General features: G+C 66.3%; 17 protein-coding genes. 3 read left to right on the top strand and 14 right to left on the bottom strand.

Going from position 1 to position 21,442, the window contains the following annotated elements; translation table 11 throughout:
• Positions 1-6 precede the first annotated feature (6 nt).
• From fdhF to AABA84_RS07510, 3 genes are read left to right on the top strand one after another with little or no spacing between them, the layout of a single operon-like run.
• Entirely contained in the window at positions 7-2,880 is a 2,874-nt protein-coding gene (fdhF, locus tag AABA84_RS07500) for a formate dehydrogenase subunit alpha (RefSeq protein WP_338311740.1), read from the top strand.
• 4 nt (positions 2,881-2,884) lie between these two features.
• Positions 2,885-3,712: a formate dehydrogenase accessory sulfurtransferase FdhD gene (gene fdhD / locus AABA84_RS07505; RefSeq protein WP_338311741.1), complete on the top strand. Its 828-nt coding sequence runs from the start codon at positions 2,885-2,887 to the stop codon at positions 3,710-3,712.
• Positions 3,702-3,932 (top strand): formate dehydrogenase subunit delta, encoded by a 231-nt coding sequence (locus AABA84_RS07510; RefSeq protein ID WP_338311742.1) that lies wholly within the window; start codon positions 3,702-3,704, stop codon positions 3,930-3,932. The genes fdhD and AABA84_RS07510 overlap by 11 nt, the downstream gene beginning before the upstream one ends.
• On the opposite strand, the gene AABA84_RS07515 is transcribed toward AABA84_RS07510, so the two are convergent.
• The 14 genes from AABA84_RS07515 to AABA84_RS07580 all read right to left on the bottom strand — a co-directional run bounded on the left by AABA84_RS07515 (position 3,907) and on the right by AABA84_RS07580 (position 21,268).
• Positions 3,907-6,876: a bifunctional [glutamine synthetase] adenylyltransferase/[glutamine synthetase]-adenylyl-L-tyrosine phosphorylase gene (locus AABA84_RS07515; RefSeq protein ID WP_338311743.1), complete on the bottom strand. Its 2,970-nt coding sequence runs from the start codon at positions 6,874-6,876 to the stop codon at positions 3,907-3,909. The two genes, AABA84_RS07510 and AABA84_RS07515, sit on opposite strands and share 26 nt — an antisense overlap.
• Complete coding sequence (locus tag AABA84_RS07520) at positions 6,873-8,333, bottom strand: sensor histidine kinase (RefSeq protein WP_338311744.1); 1,461 nt, start codon at positions 8,331-8,333, stop codon at positions 6,873-6,875. The genes AABA84_RS07515 and AABA84_RS07520 overlap by 4 nt, the downstream gene beginning before the upstream one ends.
• On the bottom strand, positions 8,317-8,997 hold the full coding sequence (locus AABA84_RS07525; RefSeq protein ID WP_338311745.1) for a response regulator transcription factor: 681 nt from the start codon (positions 8,995-8,997) through the stop codon (positions 8,317-8,319). The genes AABA84_RS07520 and AABA84_RS07525 overlap by 17 nt, the downstream gene beginning before the upstream one ends.
• A 274-nt stretch (positions 8,998-9,271) precedes the next feature.
• Positions 9,272-10,849, bottom strand: a complete 1,578-nt coding sequence (locus tag AABA84_RS07530) for a Do family serine endopeptidase (RefSeq protein ID WP_338311746.1) — start codon at positions 10,847-10,849, stop codon at positions 9,272-9,274.
• Positions 10,850-11,070: 221 nt separating this feature from the next.
• Positions 11,071-12,414 (bottom strand): methyl-accepting chemotaxis protein, encoded by a 1,344-nt coding sequence (locus tag AABA84_RS07535; protein ID WP_212248475.1) that lies wholly within the window; start codon positions 12,412-12,414, stop codon positions 11,071-11,073.
• A gap of 129 nt (positions 12,415-12,543) precedes the next feature.
• Positions 12,544-13,026 (bottom strand): cytochrome c-type biogenesis protein, encoded by a 483-nt coding sequence (locus AABA84_RS07540; RefSeq protein WP_212248474.1) that lies wholly within the window; start codon positions 13,024-13,026, stop codon positions 12,544-12,546.
• A gap of 4 nt (positions 13,027-13,030) precedes the next feature.
• Positions 13,031-15,013: a heme lyase CcmF/NrfE family subunit gene (locus tag AABA84_RS07545; protein ID WP_338311747.1), complete on the bottom strand. Its 1,983-nt coding sequence runs from the start codon at positions 15,011-15,013 to the stop codon at positions 13,031-13,033.
• On the bottom strand, positions 15,010-15,534 hold the full coding sequence (ccmE, locus tag AABA84_RS07550; protein WP_212248472.1) for a cytochrome c maturation protein CcmE: 525 nt from the start codon (positions 15,532-15,534) through the stop codon (positions 15,010-15,012). Before ccmE ends, AABA84_RS07545 begins: the two co-directional genes overlap by 4 nt.
• A gap of 37 nt (positions 15,535-15,571) precedes the next feature.
• Complete coding sequence (ccmI, locus tag AABA84_RS07555; RefSeq protein WP_212248471.1) at positions 15,572-16,681, bottom strand: c-type cytochrome biogenesis protein CcmI; 1,110 nt, start codon at positions 16,679-16,681, stop codon at positions 15,572-15,574.
• A 131-nt stretch (positions 16,682-16,812) separates the two neighbouring features.
• Positions 16,813-17,082, bottom strand: coding sequence for a hypothetical protein (locus tag AABA84_RS07560; RefSeq protein WP_212248470.1), 270 nt, complete (start codon positions 17,080-17,082; stop codon positions 16,813-16,815).
• Positions 17,083-17,182: 100 nt separating this feature from the next.
• Entirely contained in the window at positions 17,183-18,583 is a 1,401-nt protein-coding gene (locus tag AABA84_RS07565) for a hypothetical protein (protein WP_338307534.1), read from the bottom strand.
• A gap of 160 nt (positions 18,584-18,743) precedes the next feature.
• Entirely contained in the window at positions 18,744-20,120 is a 1,377-nt protein-coding gene (locus tag AABA84_RS07570) for a sensor histidine kinase (RefSeq protein ID WP_212248468.1), read from the bottom strand.
• Between the two features lie 94 nt (positions 20,121-20,214).
• Positions 20,215-20,880 carry a response regulator transcription factor gene (locus AABA84_RS07575; protein ID WP_018315821.1) on the bottom strand — a complete coding sequence of 222 codons (666 nt, stop codon included), beginning with the start codon at positions 20,878-20,880 and terminating at the stop codon, positions 20,215-20,217.
• Between the two features lie 232 nt (positions 20,881-21,112).
• Positions 21,113-21,268 (bottom strand): hypothetical protein, encoded by a 156-nt coding sequence (locus AABA84_RS07580; protein ID WP_162848634.1) that lies wholly within the window; start codon positions 21,266-21,268, stop codon positions 21,113-21,115.
• Positions 21,269-21,442: the final 174 nt, after the last annotated feature.

Below are 21,442 nucleotides of genomic sequence, written 5' to 3' on the forward strand. Positions count from 1 at the left end.
ACGACAATGTCTCTGATCGAAGAAATCGACTTCGGCACGCCGGCTTCCAAATCGGAAACGATGGTGACGCTGACCATCGACGGCAATGAGGTCACGGTGCCCGAGGGCACCTCGATCATGCGGGCCGCGATGGACGCGGGCCACCAGATCCCAAAACTCTGCGCCACCGACATGGTTGACGCCTACGGCTCCTGCCGTCTCTGCCTCGTCGAGATCGAGGGCCGCGCCGGCACGCCGGCCTCCTGCACCACGCCGGTGATGGCCGGCCTCGTCGTGCACACCCAGAGCGAGCGGCTGAAGAAGCTGCGCAAGGGCGTGATGGAGCTCTACATCTCCGACCATCCGCTCGACTGCCTCACCTGCGGCGCCAACGGCGACTGCGAGTTGCAGGATATGGCGGGCGCCGTGGGCCTGCGCGACGTGCGCTACGGCTATGACGGCGAGAACCACGTCTTCGCCAAATCGGACGGCTGCTCCAACGACAATTGGATGCCGAAGGACGAGTCCAACCCCTATTTCACCTACGATCCGTCCAAGTGCATCGTCTGCTCGCGCTGCGTCCGCGCCTGCGAGGAGGTGCAAGGCACCTTCGCACTGACCATCTCCGGCCGCGGCTTCGACAGCCGCGTCTCGCCGGGCATGAGCGAGAGCTTCCTCGGCTCCGAATGCGTCTCCTGCGGCGCCTGCGTGCAGGCCTGCCCGACTGCGACGCTGACGGAAAAGTCCGTGATCGAGATCGGCCAGCCCGAGCACTCCGTCGTCACCACCTGCGCCTATTGCGGCGTCGGCTGCGCCTTCAAGGCGGAGATGCGTGGCGAGGAGGTGGTGCGCATGGTGCCCTACAAGGACGGCAAGGCCAATCGCGGCCATTCCTGCGTAAAGGGCCGCTTCGCCTGGGGCTATACTAACCATCAAGAGCGCATTCTCAAGCCGATGATCCGCGAGCGGATCGAGGATCCCTGGAAGGAAGTGTCCTGGGACGAGGCGTTCTCGTTTGCCGCCACCAGGATGCGCGGCATCCAGAAGACCTACGGCCGCGACGCCATCGGCGGCATCACCTCGTCCCGCTGCACCAACGAGGAAACCTATCTGGTGCAGAAGCTGATCCGCGCCGGCTTCGGCAACAACAACGTCGACACCTGCGCCCGCGTCTGCCATTCGCCGACCGGTTATGGCCTCGCCACCACCTTCGGCACCTCCGCCGGCACGCAGGACTTCGACTCCGTCGAGGACACCGACGTCGTCGTGGTCATCGGCGCCAACCCGGCCTCCGCCCATCCGGTGTTCGCCTCGCGGCTGAAGAAGCGGCTGCGTCAGGGCGCCAAGCTGATCGTGATCGATCCGCGCCGCACCGAGATGGTGGAATCGCCGCATGTGAAGGCGCTGCACCTGCCCCTGATGCCCGGCACCAACGTGGCGGTCATGACCGCGCTGGCGCATGTGATCGTCACCGAAGGCCTCGCCAACGAAGCCTTCGTGCGCGAGCGCTGCGACTGGAGCGAGTTCGAGGAGTGGGCGGCGTTCGTCGCGCAGCCCAAGAACAGCCCGGAAGCCACCGCCATCCTCACCGGCGTCAACCCGAAGGATCTGCGCGAAGCCGCCCGCACCTACGCCACCGGCGGCAACGGAGCGATCTATTACGGACTCGGCGTCACCGAGCACAGCCAGGGCTCGACCACCGTGATCGCGATCGCGAACCTTGCGATGGTCACTGGCAATATCGGCCGTCCCGGCGTCGGCGTGAACCCGCTGCGCGGCCAGAACAACGTGCAGGGCTCCTGCGACATGGGCTCGTTCCCGCACGAACTGCCCGGCTACCGCCACATCTCCGGCGAGGCAGTCCGCGACCAGTTCGAGGCGCTGTGGAACGTCAAGCTCAACCCCGAGCCGGGCCTGCGCATTCCCAACATGTTCGATGCCGCGGTCGAAGGCACCTTCATGGGGATCTACGTGCAGGGCGAGGACATCCTCCAGTCCGATCCCAACACCAAGCACGTGGTGACTGCACTGTCCGCGATGGAATGCGTCATCGTCCACGACCTCTTCCTGAACGAGACCGCGAACTACGCCCACGTCTTCCTGCCCGGCTCGAGCTTCCTCGAGAAGGACGGCACCTTCACCAACGCCGAGCGCCGCATCCAGCGCGTGCGCAAGGTGATGACGCCGAAGAACGGCATGGCCGACTGGGAGGTCACCATCGGCCTTGCCAAGGCGATGGGCTTCGAGATGAACTACGGCCACCCGTCCGAGATCATGGACGAGATCGCGGCGCTGACGCCGACCTTCGCCGGGGTCTCCTACGCCAAGCTCGACGAGCTTGGCTCGGTGCAGTGGCCTTGCAACGAGAACGCGCCGGAGGGTACGCCGGTGATGCATATCGACGGGTTCGTTCGCGGCAAGGGCAAGTTAGTCGTCACCGAATATGTCGCCACCGACGAGCGTACCGGCCCACGCTATCCGCTGCTGCTCACCACGGGCCGTATCCTCAGCCAGTACAATGTCGGCGCGCAGACAAGGCGCACCGAGAACGTGGTGTGGCACGCCGAGGACCGGTTGGAGATCCATCCGCACGATGCCGAGCAGCGCGGCGTGCGCGACGGCGACTGGGTGCGGCTGAAGAGCCGTGCCGGCGAGACCACGCTGCGTGCGGAGATCACCGACCGCGTCGCGCCCGGCGTCGTCTACACCACCTTCCATCACCCGGACACGCAGGCCAACGTCATCACGACCGACTATTCGGACTGGGCGACCAACTGCCCCGAATACAAGGTCACGGCGGTCGAGGTCTCGCCCTCGAACGGCCCGTCCGACTGGCAGAAGGCCTATGACGCGCAGGCGCGGCAGTCCCGCCGCATCGCGCCAGCCGAGGCAGCGGAGTAACCGCATGCATGTAGCTGTCCAGGCGACCGATCGCGGAATCTGGCGCAACGGCGTCGCGTCCGAAGGAACGCGGTTCATTCCGGAGGAGACGCCGCTGGCGCTGACCTACAATGGCGGCACCTATGCCGTCATGATGGGGACGCCGCAGAACCTGGAGGATTTTGCCGTCGGCTTCAGCCTGAGCGAAGGCATCATCAAGTCGGTCGATGACATCAAATCGCTCGACATCGTTCGCCTCGACGACGGCATCGAACTACGCATGTGGCTGACGTCGGAAGATGCGGCATTCATCAGCGAGCGCCGTCGCCACGTCGCGGGCCCCACCGGCTGCGGCATCTGCGGTATCGAGTCCATCGCTGAAGCCGTGCGCCCCGCAGCGGTCGTGCCGCACGGGCAGAGCTTCACGCCCGAGCAGATCATGGCAGCGATGCAGGCGATCGCGCCGCTGCAATCGATCAATCTGCAGACCCGCGCGGTTCACGCCGCCGCGTTCTGGTCTACTACCGGCCACATCGTCGCGCTGCGCGAGGATGTCGGCCGCCACAATGCGCTGGACAAGCTCGCGGGCGCGCTGGCGCGCAGCCGTACGGATACGCGCAGCGGCATGGTGCTGCTGACGAGCCGCGTCTCGGTCGAGATGGTTCAGAAGGCGGCCGCAATCGGCGCGCCGATGATGGTCGCGGTGTCCGCGCCCACCGCGCTCGCGGTGCGTACGGCGGAGGCCGCCGGCATCACGCTGATCGCCATTGCCCGCCAGGACGGGTTCGAAGTGTTTTCGCATGGTGACCGGGTCGCCGCTCGCCATGCCACGGAGGTTGCCGATGTCGCCTGACCGCCTGATCTACATGGCCAACCAGATCGGCAAGTTCTTCGAGAGCCAGGGCCGCGGCAAGGCCGTGCCGGGGATTGCCGAGCACATCAAGAAGTTCTGGGATCCCCGGATGAAGCGCGCGATCTTCGCCCATCTCGATGCCGGCGGCGCGGGCCTGGAGCCTGACGTCCGCGAGGCGCTCGCCTCGCTGAAGGCTACGTCCCTTCCAGCAGCGCCTTGAACACACGTCGCACCTCGCTCTGCGTCTCCTTCACACGCGCCTCCAGCGACGAGAAATCCGGGGCGTCGCCGGCACGCGCCATGACGCGCTGCAGATCGGTGCCGGCGGTTTCCGGCTTGAAGCGGTCGCTGACGCAAAGCCGCAGGATCTGCGTCAAATCGTGATAGAGCCGGGCTGCGGCGCGCAAGATCTCGGTCTCCGATTGCGGGAGGACGCCGAGCCTGCATGCATTGTCCAGCACCTGCATCGTGCCGACGTCGAGGATCTCAGGCTTGTCGTGCGCGTGCACGAGCTGGAGATATTGCGCGATGAAGTCGATGTCGACCATGCCGCCGGCGGCATGCTTGAGATCCCAGCAATCGCCCTCGCCCTTCTCCTGGGCGATCGCACGCCGCATGTCGGCAACGTCGTTGGCGGTGATGGCGGAATCGCGGCGACGGGTCAGGACATCACGGATGACGCGTTCGATCCGCATCCGGAATTCGGGCGAAGCCGACACCACGCGCGCCCGCGTCAGCGCCATGTGCTCCCAGGTCCAGGCCTCGTTGGCCTGGTAGTCCGCGAATGAGACGAGGCTCGAGGCGACGGGACCGGCGCGTCCCGAGGGACGCAGCCGCATGTCGATGTCGTAGAGCACGCCGTAATTGGTGCGCGTCGTGAACGCGCTGATCAGGCGCTGGGTGAAACGCGCAAAATAATGCGCGCCCTGCAGCGATTTCGGCCCATCGGAGTCCGGATTTTCGCTGTCGAAATCGTAGAGCAGGATCAGGTCGAGATCTGACGAGGCCGTCATCTCGCGGCTGCCGAGCCGGCCCATCGCGATGATCGCGGTCTCCTGTCCCTTGATCCGGCCGTGCTGGGCCGCGAAGCGATCGGCAACGAGGCCGTGCACGGTATGGACGATGCCTTCGGCGACGTCGGCAAAGGCCGTGCTGGCCTGCTGCGCCGAGACGGTGCCGGAAAGAATCCGCGTGCCGATCAGGAACAGGCTCTCCTGCCCGAACAGGCGCAGGCGATCGAGGAACTCTTCGTATGAACCGGCATCCTGCACGGTCGCAGCTAACCGTCCCGACAATTCCTGCCTGTCCGGCATGGCACCGAAGAAGCGCGGATCGATCAGGCCGTCCATCAGTTGCGGCTGTCGCGCCAGCATCTCGCCGAGCCGCGGCGCAGCGCCGAGCACCAGCGCCACCAGCGCGACGAGCTCGCGGTTCTGGCCGAGCAGCGTGATCAGCCGGCCGCCGCGCTGCAGCGCCCCCAGGAATTGATCGAACGCCACCACGGCGCGATCCGACTCCTCGGCATGGGCGAGGCCGTCGATCAGGGCCGGCACGAACTCGACGAAGGCACTGCGCGTCGCCTCATTGCGGAATACGCGATAGTCGCCGGTGATCCAGTCGCGTACCGTCTGCGCGACCGCGGCCGGCTTCTTGAACCCGAGCGTTGCCAGATGCTGGAGCAGGCGCGGATCGTCGGGGCCAGCACTGTAGTCGAGCGCAGGCAGCTTGGCCGTGCCGGTCGGATCGTCGCCCTCGAACAGTTTTTCATAGTGCCCCTGCACGATCTTGAGCTGTCGCAGCAGGTCGCTCGCAAAGGCCTCGCGATCCGCATAGCCGAAGAAGCGCGCAAAGCGCTCGACCGCGTCCTTGTCCTCGGGCAGCGCGTGGGTCTGCTCGTCGGCGATCATCTGGAGGCGATGCTCGACCCGGCGCAGGAATTCGTACGCAATGGTCAGCTCGTCGCGCGCAGCAAGGGTGATCCAGTTGCTGGACGCGAGAATATCGAGCGCCCTCAGCGTCGGCCGCACCCGCAATTCCGGATGGCGGCCGCCGGCGATCAATTGCTGGGTCTGGGCGAAGAACTCGATCTCGCGGATGCCGCCGCGGCCGACCTTGACGTTGTGACCCTCCACCGCGACCTCGCTCTGGCCGCGATAGGTCTGCATCTGCCGCTTCATGTCGTGGACGTCGGCGAGCGCGGCGAAGTCGAGATGCTTGCGCCAGACGAACGGCGCGATCTCTGCCAGCAGCGCTTCGCCCGCTTTGGCGTCGCCGGCGCAGGCACGCGCCTTGATCATCGCGGCGCGCTCCCAGGTGCGCCCTTCCCGCTCATAATAGTTCAGCGCGGCGTCCCTGGAGATCGCGACCTGCGTCGAGGACGGATCGGGCCGCAGGCGCAGATCGACGCGGAAGACGTAGCCGTCATAGGTGCGCTGCTGCAGGATGCGCGCCATGCCCTGCGTGACCCGGACGAAGAACGGCTGCGGCTCGATATCGGGCGCGAGCGTCGTGGCATCAGGATCGAAGAATACGATGAGGTCGATGTCGCTGGAATAGTTCAGCTCGCCCGCGCCCATCTTGCCCATGGCCAGCACGATCAGCCCGCAGCCCTCCTCGGGCGCCTCGAGATTGGGCGGCGAGATCTTGCCACGTGCGGCTTCCTGCCGCAGCAGGTATTGGAGCGCCGCCTGCACCGAGGACACCGCGACATCGGTCAGCGCCGCCGTCACCCGCATCACCGGCCAGACCCCGCCAATGTCGCACAAGGCGGTCAGGAGCGCGGCCTCGGCCTTCATGCGGCGAAGCAGCCGCATCACCTCGGCCTCGTCAGGGGCCGCGAGCACCGCGCCCCTCGCCTCCGCGATCAGGGCCGTCAGATGCGCATCCGGATCGCACTCCAGCAGCCGGATCAGGCGCAAGGCATCGGCGCGCACCAGATCAAACAGATAGGGCGAGAATTCCGCGATGCCGGCCAGGATATCCCGCGCAAAGGGATGCGCCAGCAGCGCTTCGAGGCGCGCCGATTGGGCCGGCTCGAGCTCGGACAGCCAGCTTTCGAGACGTCGTTCATCAGTTGTGGAAGCGGCAATATGGGGAGCCTCCGCGAAGCGCGCGGCCAGCCTCTCACCATGCTTGTCCGCGTTTCCCGGCGCGGAGTGGTTCATGCCACCTTCTGTGGCACATCCGGTATTGGCGGAGCAACCCTGTCCCCGGCCCCGGCGCGCGCGGGCAGCACCAGCGTGGCGACGAGACCGGGCTGGGCGTCGCCCAACCTCAACTCGCCGCCGTGCAATGTCGCGACAGCGGAGGCGAGACTGAGGCCAAGGCCGGAGCCCGGCAGCGTGCGACTCGCTTCCAGCCGCACGAAACGCTCGACGGCGTGCTTGCGATCGGCTTCGGGGATGCCGGGACCGCGATCGGTGACGCTGAGCAGCACCTGGTCGCCCTCGCGCCTGGCCTCGATCGTGATCTGCCCGGCGTCCATGCTGACCACGGTTCCACCGGTCTGTGCGACCGGCTTGCCGTATTTGATCGCATTCTCGACAAGATTGGCGAGCGCTTGGCTGATCAATTCGCGGTTGGCGTGAACCGGCGTGGGCTCGCACCTGACCTTCAGGGTCATGCCGTCGTCCTCGGCGAGCGGCTCGTAGAGCTCGTGGATGCCGCCTGCCACCTCGGCGGCGTCGAAATCGTCCATATTGCCGCGCGCCTGCCCGGACTCCGCGCGCGCGATCATCAGCAGCGCGTTGAAGGTGCGGATCAGCCCGTCGGATTCCTCGATGGTCCGCTCCAGCGCGGCGCGGTAGTCGGCTTCGCAGCCCGATTTCGCCAACGCCTCCTCGGCGCGGTTGCGCAGGCGCGTCAGCGGCGTCTTGAGATCATGGGCGATGTTGTCGGAGACCTCCTTCAAGCCAGCCATCAGCGCCTCGATCCGCTCCAGCATGGCATTGAGGTTTTCGGCGAGGCGGTCGAGCTCGTCGCCGCTACGCCCCACGGGAAGACGCCCGCTGAGATCGCCGGTCATGATGCGCTGCGCGGTTCCGGTCATCGCGTCGATGCGCCTCAGCACGCGGCGCGCGACGAAGATGCCGCCGCCGAGACCGAGCACGACGACGATCAGGATCGACCATTGCGCCGCCTTGGCGACGATGCCGAACAGGCGACGCCGCTCGGCGAGGTCGCGGCCGATCAGGAGCCGGAAGCCGTTTTCCAATTCGGTGACGCGCACGAGCGCACGATGGTCGCGGTCATCGGCGTCCTCGATCCGCCGGTAGGCCGTCTCCGACCAGCCGCGGGTCGCCATCACGCCGGGTGCCAGCGAGCCGACATTGCCGGCGATCGCCTGCCCAGTCGGCGTGGTCACGAGATAGAGGTTGGCGCCCGGCCGCAGCGCCCGATATTCGATCGCGAGCACCAGGCCGCGCAGGCCGCGGCGGCCGTAGATTTCGGAGATCTCCGAGGTCTCGGCATTGACTGTCTGCGTGATTTCCTCGGTGATCAGCCGCCGCGTATTCCAGGCGAAATAGGCCAGCAGCGAAGCCGCGAACATCGCGAACAGCAGCAGATAGACCAGCGTCAGCCGGAACGCCGTGGTGCGGACGAGTTTACCGAATGCCGTCACGGATCATGTACCCGGCGCCGCGGATCGTGTGCAGCAGCGGCCGCTCGAAGCCCTTGTCGATCTTGGAGCGCAGCCGCGAAATGTGCACGTCGATCACGTTGGTCTGCGGATCAAAGTGATAGTCCCAGACGTTCTCCAAGAGCATCGTGCGCGTCACCACCTGGCCGGCATGCTTCATCAGATATTCGAGCAGGCGGAATTCGCGCGGCTGCAGCGTCAGCTCGTCCTTGCCGCGGACGACGCGATGCGAGAGCCGGTCGAGCTCGAGATCGCCGACGCGGTAGAGCGTGTCCTCGGCAGGCCCCCCGCGGCGGCGCGACAGCACCTCGACCCGGGCGAGCAACTCGGCGAAGGAATAGGGCTTTGGCAGATAGTCGTCGCCGCCGGCGCGCAGGCCCTTGATGCGGTCGTCGACCTGTCCGAGCGCGGACAGAATCAGCACCGGCGTGGCGTTGTCCTGGTCGCGCAGCGCACCGATCAGCGACAGGCCGTCGCGCTTGGGCAGCATGCGGTCGACCACCAGCACGTCGTAATCGCCGTTCTCAGCCATGGCGAGGCCTTCCTCGCCGTCGGCGGCGTGGTCGGCAATGTGTCCGACTTCGCGAAACGCCTTCACGAGGTAGTCGGCGGATTCGCGGTCGTCTTCAATGATGAGGAGGCGCATCGTGCGTTCGGCGGCGGTCAAGGAGGTCAACCTTCTCTAAACATGGCGCGAGCGGCAATCGCATGCAAGCCGAGTGGGAGACTCTGGCATTGAGAAAAAGGCGGGCGGTGAAGCTGGGGGGACTTCACCGCCCTAGGCCTTCCGACGGAGGGGGGCGTAATTCCACCGGAAGGTAGAGAGGGGAAGCGAACGTTGCGCTGCTTCCCCGAAGGGCGCCGTCGGCGGGGGCGACTGATGCCGGCGACACCCTTCATCTCGTAGGCCTCCTGAAGCCTCAGCCCTTGGCGAGGGGCACCGCGACGAAGCGCGACTGGCCGCCGCTCTTCACGCGCATCAGGACGCTGTTCTTGTTGTCGGTCCGCGCCGTGTTGATGGCGTCGCGGACTTCGCCGGCGGTGGCCACGCTCTTGCCGCCGACTTCGAGAATCAAGTCGCCTTCCTTGAAGCCGCGCTCGGCCGCGGCGCTCTTCGGATCGACCTCGGTGACCACGACGCCTTCCTTGCCGGCGCCGGCCACCGAATTGGCGGGGGCAACGGTCATGCCGAGCTTGGGCACGTCGGTGCCCTTGCTCGCACCCTTGCCGCTGTCATTGTCGTTGTCGGCCTTGGCCTCGACCGTGTTGGGCAGCTGGCCGAGCGTCATGTTCACGACCTTGTCCTGCCCCTTGTGCAGCACGTTGAGCTTCACGGTCGCGCCGGGAGCCATGCCGCCGATGGTGCGGGCAAGCTCGCGCGCGTCCTTGACGGATTCGCCGTTGACCGCGGTGATCACGTCGCCGGACTCGATGCCGGCCTTCGCGGCCGGACCGTTCGCTTGCGGCTCCGCCACCAGCGCGCCTTCGGCCTTCTTCATGCCGAGGCTGTCGGCGATGTCCGAGGTGACAGGCTGAATCTGCACGCCGATCCAGCCGCGGCTGACCGAGCCCTTGTCCTTGAGCTGGGCGACCACGCTCTTGACGGTGCTCGCCGGAATCGAGAACGCGATGCCGACGCTGCCGCCGGACGGCGAGTAGATCGCGGTGTTGACGCCCATCACCTCGCCGTTGGTGTCGAAAGCGGGACCGCCGGAATTGCCCTTGTTCACGGGCGCATCGATCTGGATGAAATCGTCATACGGACCGTTGCCGATGTCGCGGCCGCTCGCCGAGACGATGCCGGCGGTCACGGTGCCGCCGAGACCGAAGGGATTGCCGACCGCGAGCACCCAGTCGCCGATCCGCGGCTTGGCGTCGGCGAGCTTGGCGAACGGGAAGTTCGAGCTGCCCTCGACCTTGATCAAAGCGAGGTCGGTGCGCTGGTCGGTGCCGATCACCTTGGCGGTGTAGGTCTTGCCGTCGTCGGTGGTGACCTCGACCTTGTCGGCGCCGTCGACCACGTGGTTGTTGGTCACGGCAAAGCCGTCGGCCGAGATGAAGAAGCCGGAGCCCTGACCCTGCACGACGCGGCCACGGCCGCCCTTCAGGCCCGGGAAACCATCCGGACCGCCGAAGCGGCGGAAGAAGCGCTCCATCGGCGAGCCCGGCTGGAACGGCGCGGAGGAATCATCGCCGTCGTCGTTGCTCGCGGTCTTCTCCTTGATGTTGACCTTCACCGAGATCACCGACGGCTTCACACGCTCGACGATGTCGGCGAAACCGACCGGGCGTTCGACCTTGCGGACCTCGTTGTTGACCTGCGCATGCGCCGGGGTCGAGAACAGGTCGGCTGGCGAGGTCGAGGGGCTGAAGCCATAGACGGCCGCGCCGAGACCGGCAACGACCGAGGCCATCAACGCGATCTTGCGCGCGGAGAACACCGACCGGCGCGGCTGCCGGTAGGACGGAAGGTTCGAGAGGTCGGGACGGTCGGTCATGCAGAGATCTCCAGGGCCTTGAAATCCATTTGGTGCCTGACGGCGGCACCTTACGGTCCTGAAGATGGGGGCTCCCGCCTTACCGCGCGCTGGCGGCGGGGTTAAACTTTTGTAATGAAGGGCTAGGTGCGATGCGGCAGTTTAGCGCACACCGAAAATTGTGGTCCCACAGGAACTTAACCGAGTTCCCGTGACGGCGTCGCAGGCCCGTTTTGGCGCGCTCAGCTTGCCCTGACACTGACGATGAACTCGTCGACTTCGCGCTTCAAGGTCGCGGCCTGCTGCGACAGGTCGACCGCGGAATCCCGTGCCTCGGCGGCCATGCGTCCGGTCTCCGCGGACGTCGAGGTGATCTGGACGATATGGTTGGAGACGTCGAGGGTTCCGTGCGCGGCGTTCTGGGCGCTGCGCGTGATCTCCTGCGTGGCGTTGCGCTGCTGGGCGGTGTCGACCTCGATGCCGGACATGATGGACGAGATCTCCGATAGCGTCTTGGAAATGCCGTCGATCGCGCCGCGCGTCTCCGCAGTGATGCCCTGAATGCTGGCGACATGCGAGGTGATCTCCTCCGTCGCCTTGCTGGTCTGATGCGCCAGATTCTTCACCTCGGAGGCGACCACCGCAAACCCCTTGCCGGCCTCGCCTGCCCGCGCCGCCTCGATGGTGGCGTTCAGCGCCAGGAGATTGGTCTGCGATGCGATCGCCTGCACGAGCTGCACGACCTCGCCGATTTTGTCGGCGGCATCCGACAGCGTGTGGATGGTGTCGCGGCTCTTCTCCGCCTGGGACGCCGCGCCCTCGGCGCGCTGGGTCGCATCGGTGACGCGGCGGCTGATCGTGCCGATCGAGTTCGTCATCTCCTCGGCGGAACCTGCGACCGTCTGCACGCTGGCGCTGGCCTGGCTGGCCGCGCTTGCGACCGCATTGGCCTTGGTGCTGGTGTCGTTCGCTGTCCGCGACAGCGTCTCGGCGTTGCTCTTCAGATGCACGGCCGATGAGGCCACGCTGTCGACGACGCTGGCGACGAGATCGTTGAAGCGCTTGATCCGGTCGTCCAGGAATTTCGACCGCTCGGCCTGGTGCTGGGCTTCACGCAGCTGCTGCTCGGTGAGGTGGCGCCGCTCGAGCCCGTTGGTCTTGAAGACCTCCAGCGCACCGGCGAGCAGGCCGATCTCGTTGGTGCGGCCGAGCCCCGGAACTGATGTCTGGAATTTCTGGTCCGCGACCTCGCGCATGGCATGCACGATCGCGGCCAGCGGACTGAGGATGCCGTTGCGCACGGCGAACCAAGTGGTGAGGCAGATCGCGACGGCGACCACGGCGATCACGCCGCACGCAATCAGGAAGTAGGAGAACGCGGTCTGCGCCTGCTGGTAGATCTGCATGGCATGGTCGCGCACGGGGCCGCTCAGCGCGGCGAAATCCGACGACAGGCTGGTGATCTCGTTGTTGAGATAGAGCACCGCGATGAATCCGGTGCCGCCGCCGATGCCCAGCAGAAACAATAATGCAGCGACCACGGCGCCGACCAGGAAGCGGATCGTCAGATTGCTGTTCGCGAACATCAGGGGGACTCAGAGTCTGGAATCGAAGCTCGCGCCAAGCTTCCAGACAAAGGTCAAAATAACATGAACCGCGCGGGCGGCGGCCGGCGGCCTACGTAGGATCACGTAACCAGGACGGCGTCGCGGTCGCTAGGAGGATTTGGCCTCGTCCGACATCAAGGCCGCGAGCCGCGCCTTTTCGTCGGGCGTGAGCGGCGGCGCCGGTACGTCTGCACCGCTGCGCGCGCGACGCCGGATTTGCAGCCACAGCGCCAGGCCACCGCCGATCAGAAGCAAGGGCCCGAGCAGCCATAGCAGCAGGGTCTGGCGCTCGAAGCGTGGTTTCAGCAGCACGAACTCGCCATAGCGCGCGACCAGGAAGTCGAGCACCTGCGAGTTGCTGTCGCCGGCGCCGATGCGCTCGCGCACCAGGAGCCGCAAATCGCGCGCCAGCGGCGCATCGGAATCGTCGATCGACTGGTTCTGGCAGACCATGCAGCGCAGCTCCCGCGACAGCTCCCGCGCGCGGGCTTCCTTGGCGGGATCCGGCATGATCTCGTCGGGCTGCACGGCGTGGGCGGCGGGCAAAGCCAGCAGCATCAGCAGGACGAACGCGGCCATCATCCGGCGCATCGGATCACTCCGCCGGCTGGAGGCGCTGCTTGGCCCGCGCCGGCTTCGGCGCGCCGACCCGCAGGCGCCGGTCGGACAGCGACAGCACGCCGCCGAACGCCATCAGCACCGGTCCCCACCAGATCATGAGCACCATCGGCTTGTAGTAGATGCGCACGGCGATGGCGCCCTCGGCATTGGCCTCGCCGAGCGAAATGTAGAGCTGGCTCGCACCGCGCGTCAGCAGCGCGGCCTCGGTGGTCGACGAGCCGCGGGTGGTGAAGCTGCGCTTGGAGGGCGTCATGACGCTGAGCGGCTTGCCATCGAGGCTGACGTTGAACTCGGCGATCATCTCGCGGTAGTTCGGGCCCTGACGCTGCAGTAACCCGTCGAGCTTCACGTCGAAGCCGGCGATGTTGGCGACGTCGTTCTGCTTCATGGTCGCGATATATTCGCTGTTCCAGGTGGTCTCGCAGACGATCCCGATCAGCGCGACGCCGAGGCCGGCATGCGCGAACGCCGTGCCCCAGGCCGAGCGCGGCAGGCCGCGCGCCCGGTGCAGCACCGTTGCGAACGGCAGCCGGACGAGCCCGGTCCGCTCGACGATATCGGTGACCGCGCCGCCGATGACGAAGATGCCAAGCCCGATCGCAAGCGGCGCCAGCGTGCTGCCCCCGCTCGCCCAGCCCCAGGCGATGGCGACGGCGACGAGCCCGGCAACGCCTGCCGCGAGCAGGCGCTGCGTCACGCCGAGCAGATCGCCGCGCTTCCAGGCCAGCATCGGTCCGAACGGCACCGCGAGCAGCAACAGGGTAAACAGCGGCGCGAAGGTGAGGTTGTAGAAGGGCGCGCCGACCGACATCTTGAAGTCCGCGAGCATTTCCATCGCCAGCGGATAGAGCGTGCCGAACAGCACGACCGCGCAGGCGACCGTGAGCAGCAGATTGTTCAGCACCAGCGCACCCTCGCGCGAGATCGGCGCGAACAGGCCGCCCTGCTTCAACGACGTCGCACGGCCCGCGAACAGCGACAGGCTGCCGCCGATGAACAGGCAGAGGATCAGCAGGATGAACACGCCGCGGGTGGGATCGGTGGCGAAGGCGTGCACCGAGGTGATGACGCCCGAGCGTACCAGGAAGGTGCCGAGCAGCGACAGCGAGAAGGTCAGGATCGACAACAGGATGGTCCAGACCTTCAGCGCGTTGCGCTTCTCCATCACCAGGGCCGAATGCAGCAGCGCAGTGCCGGAGAGCCACGGCATCAGCGAGGCGTTCTCGACCGGATCCCAGAACCACCAGCCGCCCCAGCCGAGCTCGTAATAGGCCCAGTACGAACCCATGGCGATGCCGAGCGTCAGGAATATCCAGGCCACCAGCGTCCACGGCCGCACCCAGCGCGCCCAGGCCGCATCGATCCGGCCCTCCATCAGCGCCGCGATCGCGAAGGAGAACGAGATCGAGAAGCCGACATAGCCGAGATAGAGCATCGGCGGATGTACGGCGAGGCCGATATCCTGGAGCACCGGATTGAGATCGCGTCCCTCGATCGGCGGGCTCGCGATACGCAGGAACGGGTTCGACGTCACGAGAATGAACAGATAGAAGGCGCTGGCGACCCATGCCTGCACGGCAAGCACGTGCGCGCGCAGCGACAGCGGCAGATTGTTGCCGAACGCAGCGACCAGGCCGCCGAACAACGCGAGGATCGACACCCACAACAGCATCGAGCCTTCATGGTTTCCCCACACGCCGGTGATCTTGTAGAGCAGCGGCTTCATCGAGTGGGAGTTTTCGTAGACGTTCGCGACGGAGAAGTCCGAGTTCACGTGCAGCATCACGAGAGCTACGAACGAGGCACCGACGAACAGGAGCTGCGCCAGCGCCGTGGAGCGCGCCACGTTCATCAGCGCGACATCGTTCAGGCGCGCGCCGATCAGGGGCACGATTGACTGGATCAGTGCGAGCCCAAGCGCCAGCACCAGCGCGTAATGTCCGGATTCTGCGATCACCGCATTGCTCCCTGCGGATTGCCCTGTGCGGTCGTCGCCGCGGGCTTGCCCGCATCGGACGTCTTGCCGCTGTCAGACGGCTTGCCGTAATCGTCCTTCCAGTGCCCCTGCTTCTTCAGGGCATCGGCAACGTCCTTGGGCATGTAGGTCTCGTCGTGCTTGGCCAGCACGGTATCAGCCTTGAACACGCCATGGGCGTCAAGCGCGCCCTCGGCGACGACGCCCTGCCCTTCGCGGAACAGGTCGGGCAGGATGCCCTTATAGGCCACCGGCAGCTTGGCGTTGCCGTCGGCGACCTCGAAGGTCACCGCGAGATTGTCGCCGCGCTGGAGCGAGCCGGGCTGCACCAGCCCGCCGAGGCGAAACCGCTTGCCGGGCTCGACGTGCTTCTCGGCGACCATGGTCGGCGTCGAGAAGAATACGATGGAGTCGCGAAGTGCGTTGAGCACCAGCGCGGCCGCGAGCGCGAGCACGGCGAGCGAGCCGCCGATGATGGTCATACGTCGCTGCTTGCGCGTCATGGCGTATCCGTTCTCCGCTGCTCTCGTCCGGGCATCGTCATCCGCCGAGCCCGAGAGTCCTGAGGCCTTCGTTGAGCTGGCGCAGCCGCTCGGCGTCGCTGGCAACCGCCTGCCGGGCATCGGCCGATGCCCCGGCCGCCTTGTCCCGCTCGCCCATCACGAGATAGGCGCGCACCAGGCGCAGCCATCCATCGACGTCCTCGCCGTTCTGCTTCAACCGGGTAGCCAGACGATCGACCATGCCGCGCACCATCGCGTTGCGATCGCCTTCGGCCATATCCTTGGAAGCGGCGATCGTCTCGTCCGACAGCGCCGGCATCGTCCCACCACCGACCCGCACCAGCGAGGACTGCACCAGGGCACGCCACGGCGCATCCGCGGGCGCTTTCGCAAGCAGCGCGCGCCAGATCGTGGCTGCGTCGTCCTTGCGGCCGTCCTGCTCGGCGGCGAGGCCGAGGAAATAGTTCGCCTTGGGATCGTCCGCGTTCAGGGCATGCGCACGCTCGAACTCCGCCTTGGCCTCGACAGTCACCACACCGCCGGCCGCAGCCGAGATCGCTTCGCCGAGATCGGACCGGCGCTCCGCGCTCTCGCCATTATAGGTGAGCGAGTTGCGATAGGCGCGCACCGCATCGTCGAAACGGCCGAGCCGCTCCAGCACCGGCGCGAGCACGTTCCAGCCGCGCCCGTCGGTCGGATTCTTCTCCAGATGCTGCTGGACCTGCACGACGAGATTCTCGAGCGACTGCGCCACGCCGGACCCGGATCCGCGCTCGCGCTGCGCCAAAGGAAAGTCCTGAAGCCGGGGCGAGCCGAGCGGCATGTAGACGCCGATCGCAACGAGCGGCAGGCCGGCGAGCGCCAGCACGGCCGCCGCGCGGCGCCATTTGAGATTCGATTTCGGCGCCACGACGGGCTCGCTGGCGGCCGCGGCGAGCAGCCTGCGGCTGATCTCGACGCGCGCAGCCTCGGCGTCCGGCGCGGGAATCAAGCCTGCGGCGAGATCACGCTCGATCTCGGCCAACTGGTCCTTGTAAACCGCGACCTCGCTGCCCTGGTCTTGCGCGCGTCCATTGCGGCCAAGCGGCCAGAGCACGGCGAAAATCGCCGCGACCGTCATCAGCGCGAACACGAACCATAGCGTCATCTGGCAAGCTTCCGGCAGCGCACGAACCGCGCCCATAGGTGGCTTTACACCACGGCTGGACGATGCGGCAATTGACAATTGTCAATTTGGCGCGACCGCGCACGGTCTCGAAACGGTGAAAATCCAACGGCTTAGCCGATATCGAAGTCCGTACTTTGCGCGGCGTCCTCACCGTGCCCGTTGAAGGCCCTCAGGAAGTATGTTCCCGGCTTGATCGCATCGGGCAATCTGATGCGCAGCGCTCCGACCGGAACCGGGGATGCGACCCTCGTGATTGTCTCGGAGAGTTGCCGACCGCTTGCCTTCTCGACCAGCACCACTTTGGCGCCGACCATCAGTCTTTGATACTTGGCAACAATGACGCGGTTTTCGATTTCGATGGAGCTGATAACGGGTTTCATGCGCCCACAAATAGAAGTTCCCCGGACTTGCGCGGGGACCGTACGGTGAGCTACCGGCACCGTCAACCACAAATTGTGATCACGAAAATATGCGCTTGGATCAGCTTGCGCGCGACGATTTGCGCTCGCCGGTCGCTGCGTTCTCCGCGGCCCGGCTCATCAACGAGGCGTAATCGTCGCCAAACAGCACCTGGCAGAAGCGAATCGCGGCCTGCACCTGCTGCTGCCTGTAGGTGCGCACCTTGTGATCGGCGGCGCGCAGCGACTGCACCAGTTGCTCGGTCGAGCGTTCGACATATTGCTGGAGGTCGGAATAGGTGCGCAGCGTCACCTCGTTGATCGCAAGCTCGCTGGCATAATTGCGGCAGGTCGCAACGAAATCGATCAGCGCCGCCGTTTCCTCAACCTCGGTGCTGTCGATCCGCGCCCCCGGCGGAATGTCTTTCTCGGGGCGCTGGCGCAGGATGCGGCGAACGCGGCCGGGAACGCTGTCGATCTCGGATTGCAGCGCATTGGAGATGTCGGCCCGGATCGAGGTCAATTGCTTGCCCCAGGCGGAATCGTTGCGCAGGTCGAGCTCGGTGCGCAGACCCCGCACGCCGTCGTGCAGCGCCTTGAGGTTGCCGGCAACGTTGTCGAAATGGCCACGCTTGATGTCCATGCGCAAGGTGGCGGCAACACAGGACAGATCGTGCAGCGCGATCGTGACGGCAACGCCGTAAGGCGTCGCCGCGACGCGGATCTCGTCGTCGGACGCGGCAATCTTGATGGCAAGGCGGATGATCTGCCACGGCGCGGTCATCCGCTGCACCACGATCGACAGCGCGAAGGGCAGCATTTGCGGCGTTTGCAGGACCGGAATGTTGAGCGCCGACGTTACCGAGGCGATCTGAGGATCGCCGAAGGCGCGCAAGGTGCGCGGCAGCTTCTCGTTCAGGCCGGCGATGGCCTCCCGGACCTGAAGCACCCCTCCGATCGAATAGAGGTCCTCGATCACGTTGGGCGGGCCGACCCGGGCGAGCGCGCGCGACTTGTCGCCGCCGCCCGGACCGGTCAGCTCGAAAATGGCATCCGCAGCCACCGCCTGGAGCTTCTGCGCGAGGGCCTCGACCTGCCCCGCGCTATCGGCGGGCATGCGCGCCAGCGCGGCCTCGAATTCGTTCAGCTTGTCCGGCGCGCCGTCGCGGCCGAGCCATTGCCAGATCGGCTGGAGCGAGGTGCGGCGGATCTGGCCGACCCGCAGCGGAACGCCGGCCTCGATCAGGAACGGTTCCAGTGCCTGGAACAGCAGCCGCGACAGATCGTCCGTGCGCGGCGGCGGGGCTTCATCGGCTTCCGACTTGCGGACGATCTTGCGCAGCTGCTCGAGCACGAGGGTCGCCACCGCCGTATCCTGGCCGCGCTCCAGCGCGCGCTCGAACTCCCGCATCAGCAGCGCCTGCGCCTGCGGCGGGAGCTGCGCGAGATATTCCCTCAGCCGCTCGATCGATGTCTGGCTCATGCGCCCGGGTAATGCACGGTAAAATGGCGGACATGGGATGGGTCCGGCGCGATCATAGGAGGCGCCCACTTAAGAAGCCGTTTAGGAAGTCGGACCGAATCCCGCCGGTTTGCCGCGGCCGGGCGTCGGCGAGGAGGAATAAGCTAGTCGGAACAATGGATTATACACCCGGAAGGACCAGTTCGGCGCGCAGGCCGCCGGTTGGCGCACCACCGAGCGAGAGGCTGCCGCCATAGAGCGCGGCGAGATCGGTCACGATCGACAGTCCCAGCCCCGAGCCGGGCTTGGACTCGTCGAGCCGCTGGCCGCGCCGCGAGACCTGCGCACGCTCGGCTTCCGACAGGCCGCGGCCGTCGTCATCGACGACGATCCGCAGCCGCGGGCCCACCCCGGCCTGGTGCGGCGCTTCCACGAGGACCTCGATGAAGACGCGCGAGGCCGCCCATTTGCAGGCATTGTCGACGAGATTGCCGACCATCTCCTCCAGATCCTGGCGCTCGCCGCGAAATTTTGCCGACGGGTCGGCCTTGGCTTCGACCATGATGCCACGGTCGCGATGGATCTTCTCCATGGTCCGCCGCAATGCCTCGATGGCCGGGGCCACCTCCGTCACGGTCGCGACCACCGAGACCCGCGCCGCGATGCGCGCACGCTCCAGATGATGGGCGACCTGGTCGCGCATCACATCCGCCTGCTCCATCACCTTGGCCGCGAACGGATCGGCGATGTGGGCGCCGGCCTCGTTGACGATGACCGAGAGCGGCGTCTTGATCGCATGGGCGAGATTGCCGACATGGGTGCGCGCGCGCTCGACGATCTCGCGATTGGCATCGATCAGCGCGTTGGTCTCGCGCGCCAGCGGCGCGATCTCGACCGGGAATTCGCCCTCCAGCCGCTCCGCCCGCCCGGAGCGGATGTCGGCGATCGATTCGGAGATGCGCTTGAGCGGTGCGAGGCCAAAGCGGACCTGGAACACCGTCGTCAGCAGCAGCACGACGCCGAGCGCGGTGAAGGTGCCGCCGAGATAGTAGTCGAAGCTGCGCGTTTCGTCGAAAATCTCGGTGTCGTCACCGGCGACGCTGACGAGAAACTTGCCGTCGGCGCCGAGATCCACGGGACGCTCGACCATGCGCAGATTCTGCCCCTCGGGCCCGTCGACATAGGCCAGCCGGATGCCGGCGGCGGTGAGATCGGTGCCCTGCTCTTCCAGCTTCGGCAGCTTCTTGTCCCAGAGCGAGCGCGAGGAACGCACCTCCGGCTTTTCGGTGTCGGTCCGCGTGATCTGCCAGTACCAGCCCGACAGCGGCAGCTCGAACAGCGGCTCGCCCAGCGACTGGAACTGGCGGTCCGGCGGCTCGTCGGGGGTCGCGACCTCGGCGATGAGGGTGCGGAGATAGAGATTGAGCCGGCGGTCGAAGGCGCGCTCGGTGGCGTTCTTGTAGACCGACGACAGCACCACGCCGGTGATGGCCAGGATCACCACAAGCCAGGCGGTCGCCGACAGGAACAGGCGGGTCGCAAGCGAACTAGCGGCCATCGGAATGATCCGGGAAGGCGCAGGGTGGCGGGCGTCAGAACTCATGTCCCGGACCAAGGCCCCTGTCAGGCTGCCCGTCAAGCCCCGGAACGCGTCAGGCGGCCGGCGGGGTCAGGAGATAGCCGAGGCCGCGGACGGTCTGGATGATGTCGACGTCGAGCTTCTTGCGGATGCGGCCGACGAACACCTCGATCGTGTTCGAGTCGCGGTCGAAATCCTGGTCGTAGAGATGCTCGACCAGTTCGGTGCGCGAGACCACCCGCCCGGAATGGTGCATCAAGTAGGCCAGAAGCCGATATTCATGCGAGGTCATCTTGACGGGATTGCCTGACACGCTGACCCGGCCGGTCCTGGTGTCGAGCGTGACGGGGCCGCAGCTGAGCTCGCTCTGGGCATGACCGGTGGAGCGCCGCAGCAGCGCGCGGATGCGTGCCAGCACCTCCTCGAGATGGAACGGCTTTGCGACATAGTCATCGGCGCCGGCATCGAAGCCCTGCACCTTGTCGCTCCAGCGGTCGCGTGCGGTGAGGATCAGGACCGGCATGGTGCGGCCGTTGCGGCGCCAGGCTTCCAGCACCGAGATGCCGTCCTTCTTCGGCAGGCCGATGTCGAGCACGACGGCATCATACGGCTCGTTGTCGCCGAGATAGTGCCCCTCCTCCCCGTCGAAGGCGCGGTCGACGACATAGCCGGCGTCCGTCAGTGCCTTGGTGAGCTGGCGATTGAGATCGGGGTCGTCCTCAACAACGAGCAGGCGCACGCTTTCTCTCCAGACATAGGCCGCATCAACACCACACCAGATGAGCAATTCCGGCGTGAACTGAATATGAACGCCGGGAACTGCCTGCGTTACTTTTTGGTCATATACGATGTGTCGGCAGCCAACGCGACTGCGCCCGCCATGCGACCGGACGAACCGGCAGCATGGCGGGCGCAATGTGCCGCGTTCCGCGGCAGGTCGGAAGGTCCGCCCTTCCCGTGAATTCGTACCCTCAGGTCCGGAAGAACACGAACCAGATCACGGCGAGGATCAGGATCGCAAGCCCGGTCGAGATGGCGAGCAATGCGGCAACTGACGGCCCAGGTTCGCCCTGGCGCGCCTCGGTTGGTGTTTCGACGATCTGTTGCTGCTCTCGCGTAGTGGCCATGATGCCCTCAATCTCTGCGTGTCGCCCCCGATGACCGCGACCTCATCGCAGCCGTATGTCCGGAGCCAACGCCCGATCAGATATGATGTTCCGGCTCTTGGCGTCCGATCGGGACGCAACCCGACGCCCATCGGCCGGTTAACGCAATTGGCGGATTCAGCGACCGGCCTTGCT

The sequence above is a fragment of the Bradyrhizobium sp. TM239 genome (assembly GCF_036247985.1).
GTDB classification, from domain to species: Bacteria; Pseudomonadota; Alphaproteobacteria; order Rhizobiales; family Xanthobacteraceae; genus Bradyrhizobium; species Bradyrhizobium ottawaense.

Coding starts and splice junctions, on each gene's coding strand:
- fdhF (WP_338311740.1), top strand. CDS start 7: ATGTCTCTGATCGAAGAAATCGACTTCGGCACGCCGGCTTCCAAATCG.
- fdhD (WP_338311741.1), top strand. CDS start 2,885: ATGCATGTAGCTGTCCAGGCGACCGATCGCGGAATCTGGCGCAACGGC.
- AABA84_RS07510 (WP_338311742.1), top strand. CDS start 3,702: ATGTCGCCTGACCGCCTGATCTACATGGCCAACCAGATCGGCAAGTTC.
- AABA84_RS07515 (WP_338311743.1), bottom strand. CDS start 6,876: ATGAACCACTCCGCGCCGGGAAACGCGGACAAGCATGGTGAGAGGCTG.
- AABA84_RS07525 (WP_338311745.1), bottom strand. CDS start 8,997: ATGCGCCTCCTCATCATTGAAGACGACCGCGAATCCGCCGACTACCTC.
- AABA84_RS07530 (WP_338311746.1), bottom strand. CDS start 10,849: ATGACCGACCGTCCCGACCTCTCGAACCTTCCGTCCTACCGGCAGCCG.
- AABA84_RS07535 (WP_212248475.1), bottom strand. CDS start 12,414: ATGTTCGCGAACAGCAATCTGACGATCCGCTTCCTGGTCGGCGCCGTG.
- AABA84_RS07540 (WP_212248474.1), bottom strand. CDS start 13,026: ATGCGCCGGATGATGGCCGCGTTCGTCCTGCTGATGCTGCTGGCTTTG.
- ccmE (WP_212248472.1), bottom strand. CDS start 15,534: ATGACGCGCAAGCAGCGACGTATGACCATCATCGGCGGCTCGCTCGCC.
- ccmI (WP_212248471.1), bottom strand. CDS start 16,681: ATGACGCTATGGTTCGTGTTCGCGCTGATGACGGTCGCGGCGATTTTC.
- AABA84_RS07560 (WP_212248470.1), bottom strand. CDS start 17,082: ATGAAACCCGTTATCAGCTCCATCGAAATCGAAAACCGCGTCATTGTT.
- AABA84_RS07565 (WP_338307534.1), bottom strand. CDS start 18,583: ATGAGCCAGACATCGATCGAGCGGCTGAGGGAATATCTCGCGCAGCTC.
- AABA84_RS07570 (WP_212248468.1), bottom strand. CDS start 20,120: ATGGCCGCTAGTTCGCTTGCGACCCGCCTGTTCCTGTCGGCGACCGCC.
- AABA84_RS07580 (WP_162848634.1), bottom strand. CDS start 21,268: ATGGCCACTACGCGAGAGCAGCAACAGATCGTCGAAACACCAACCGAG.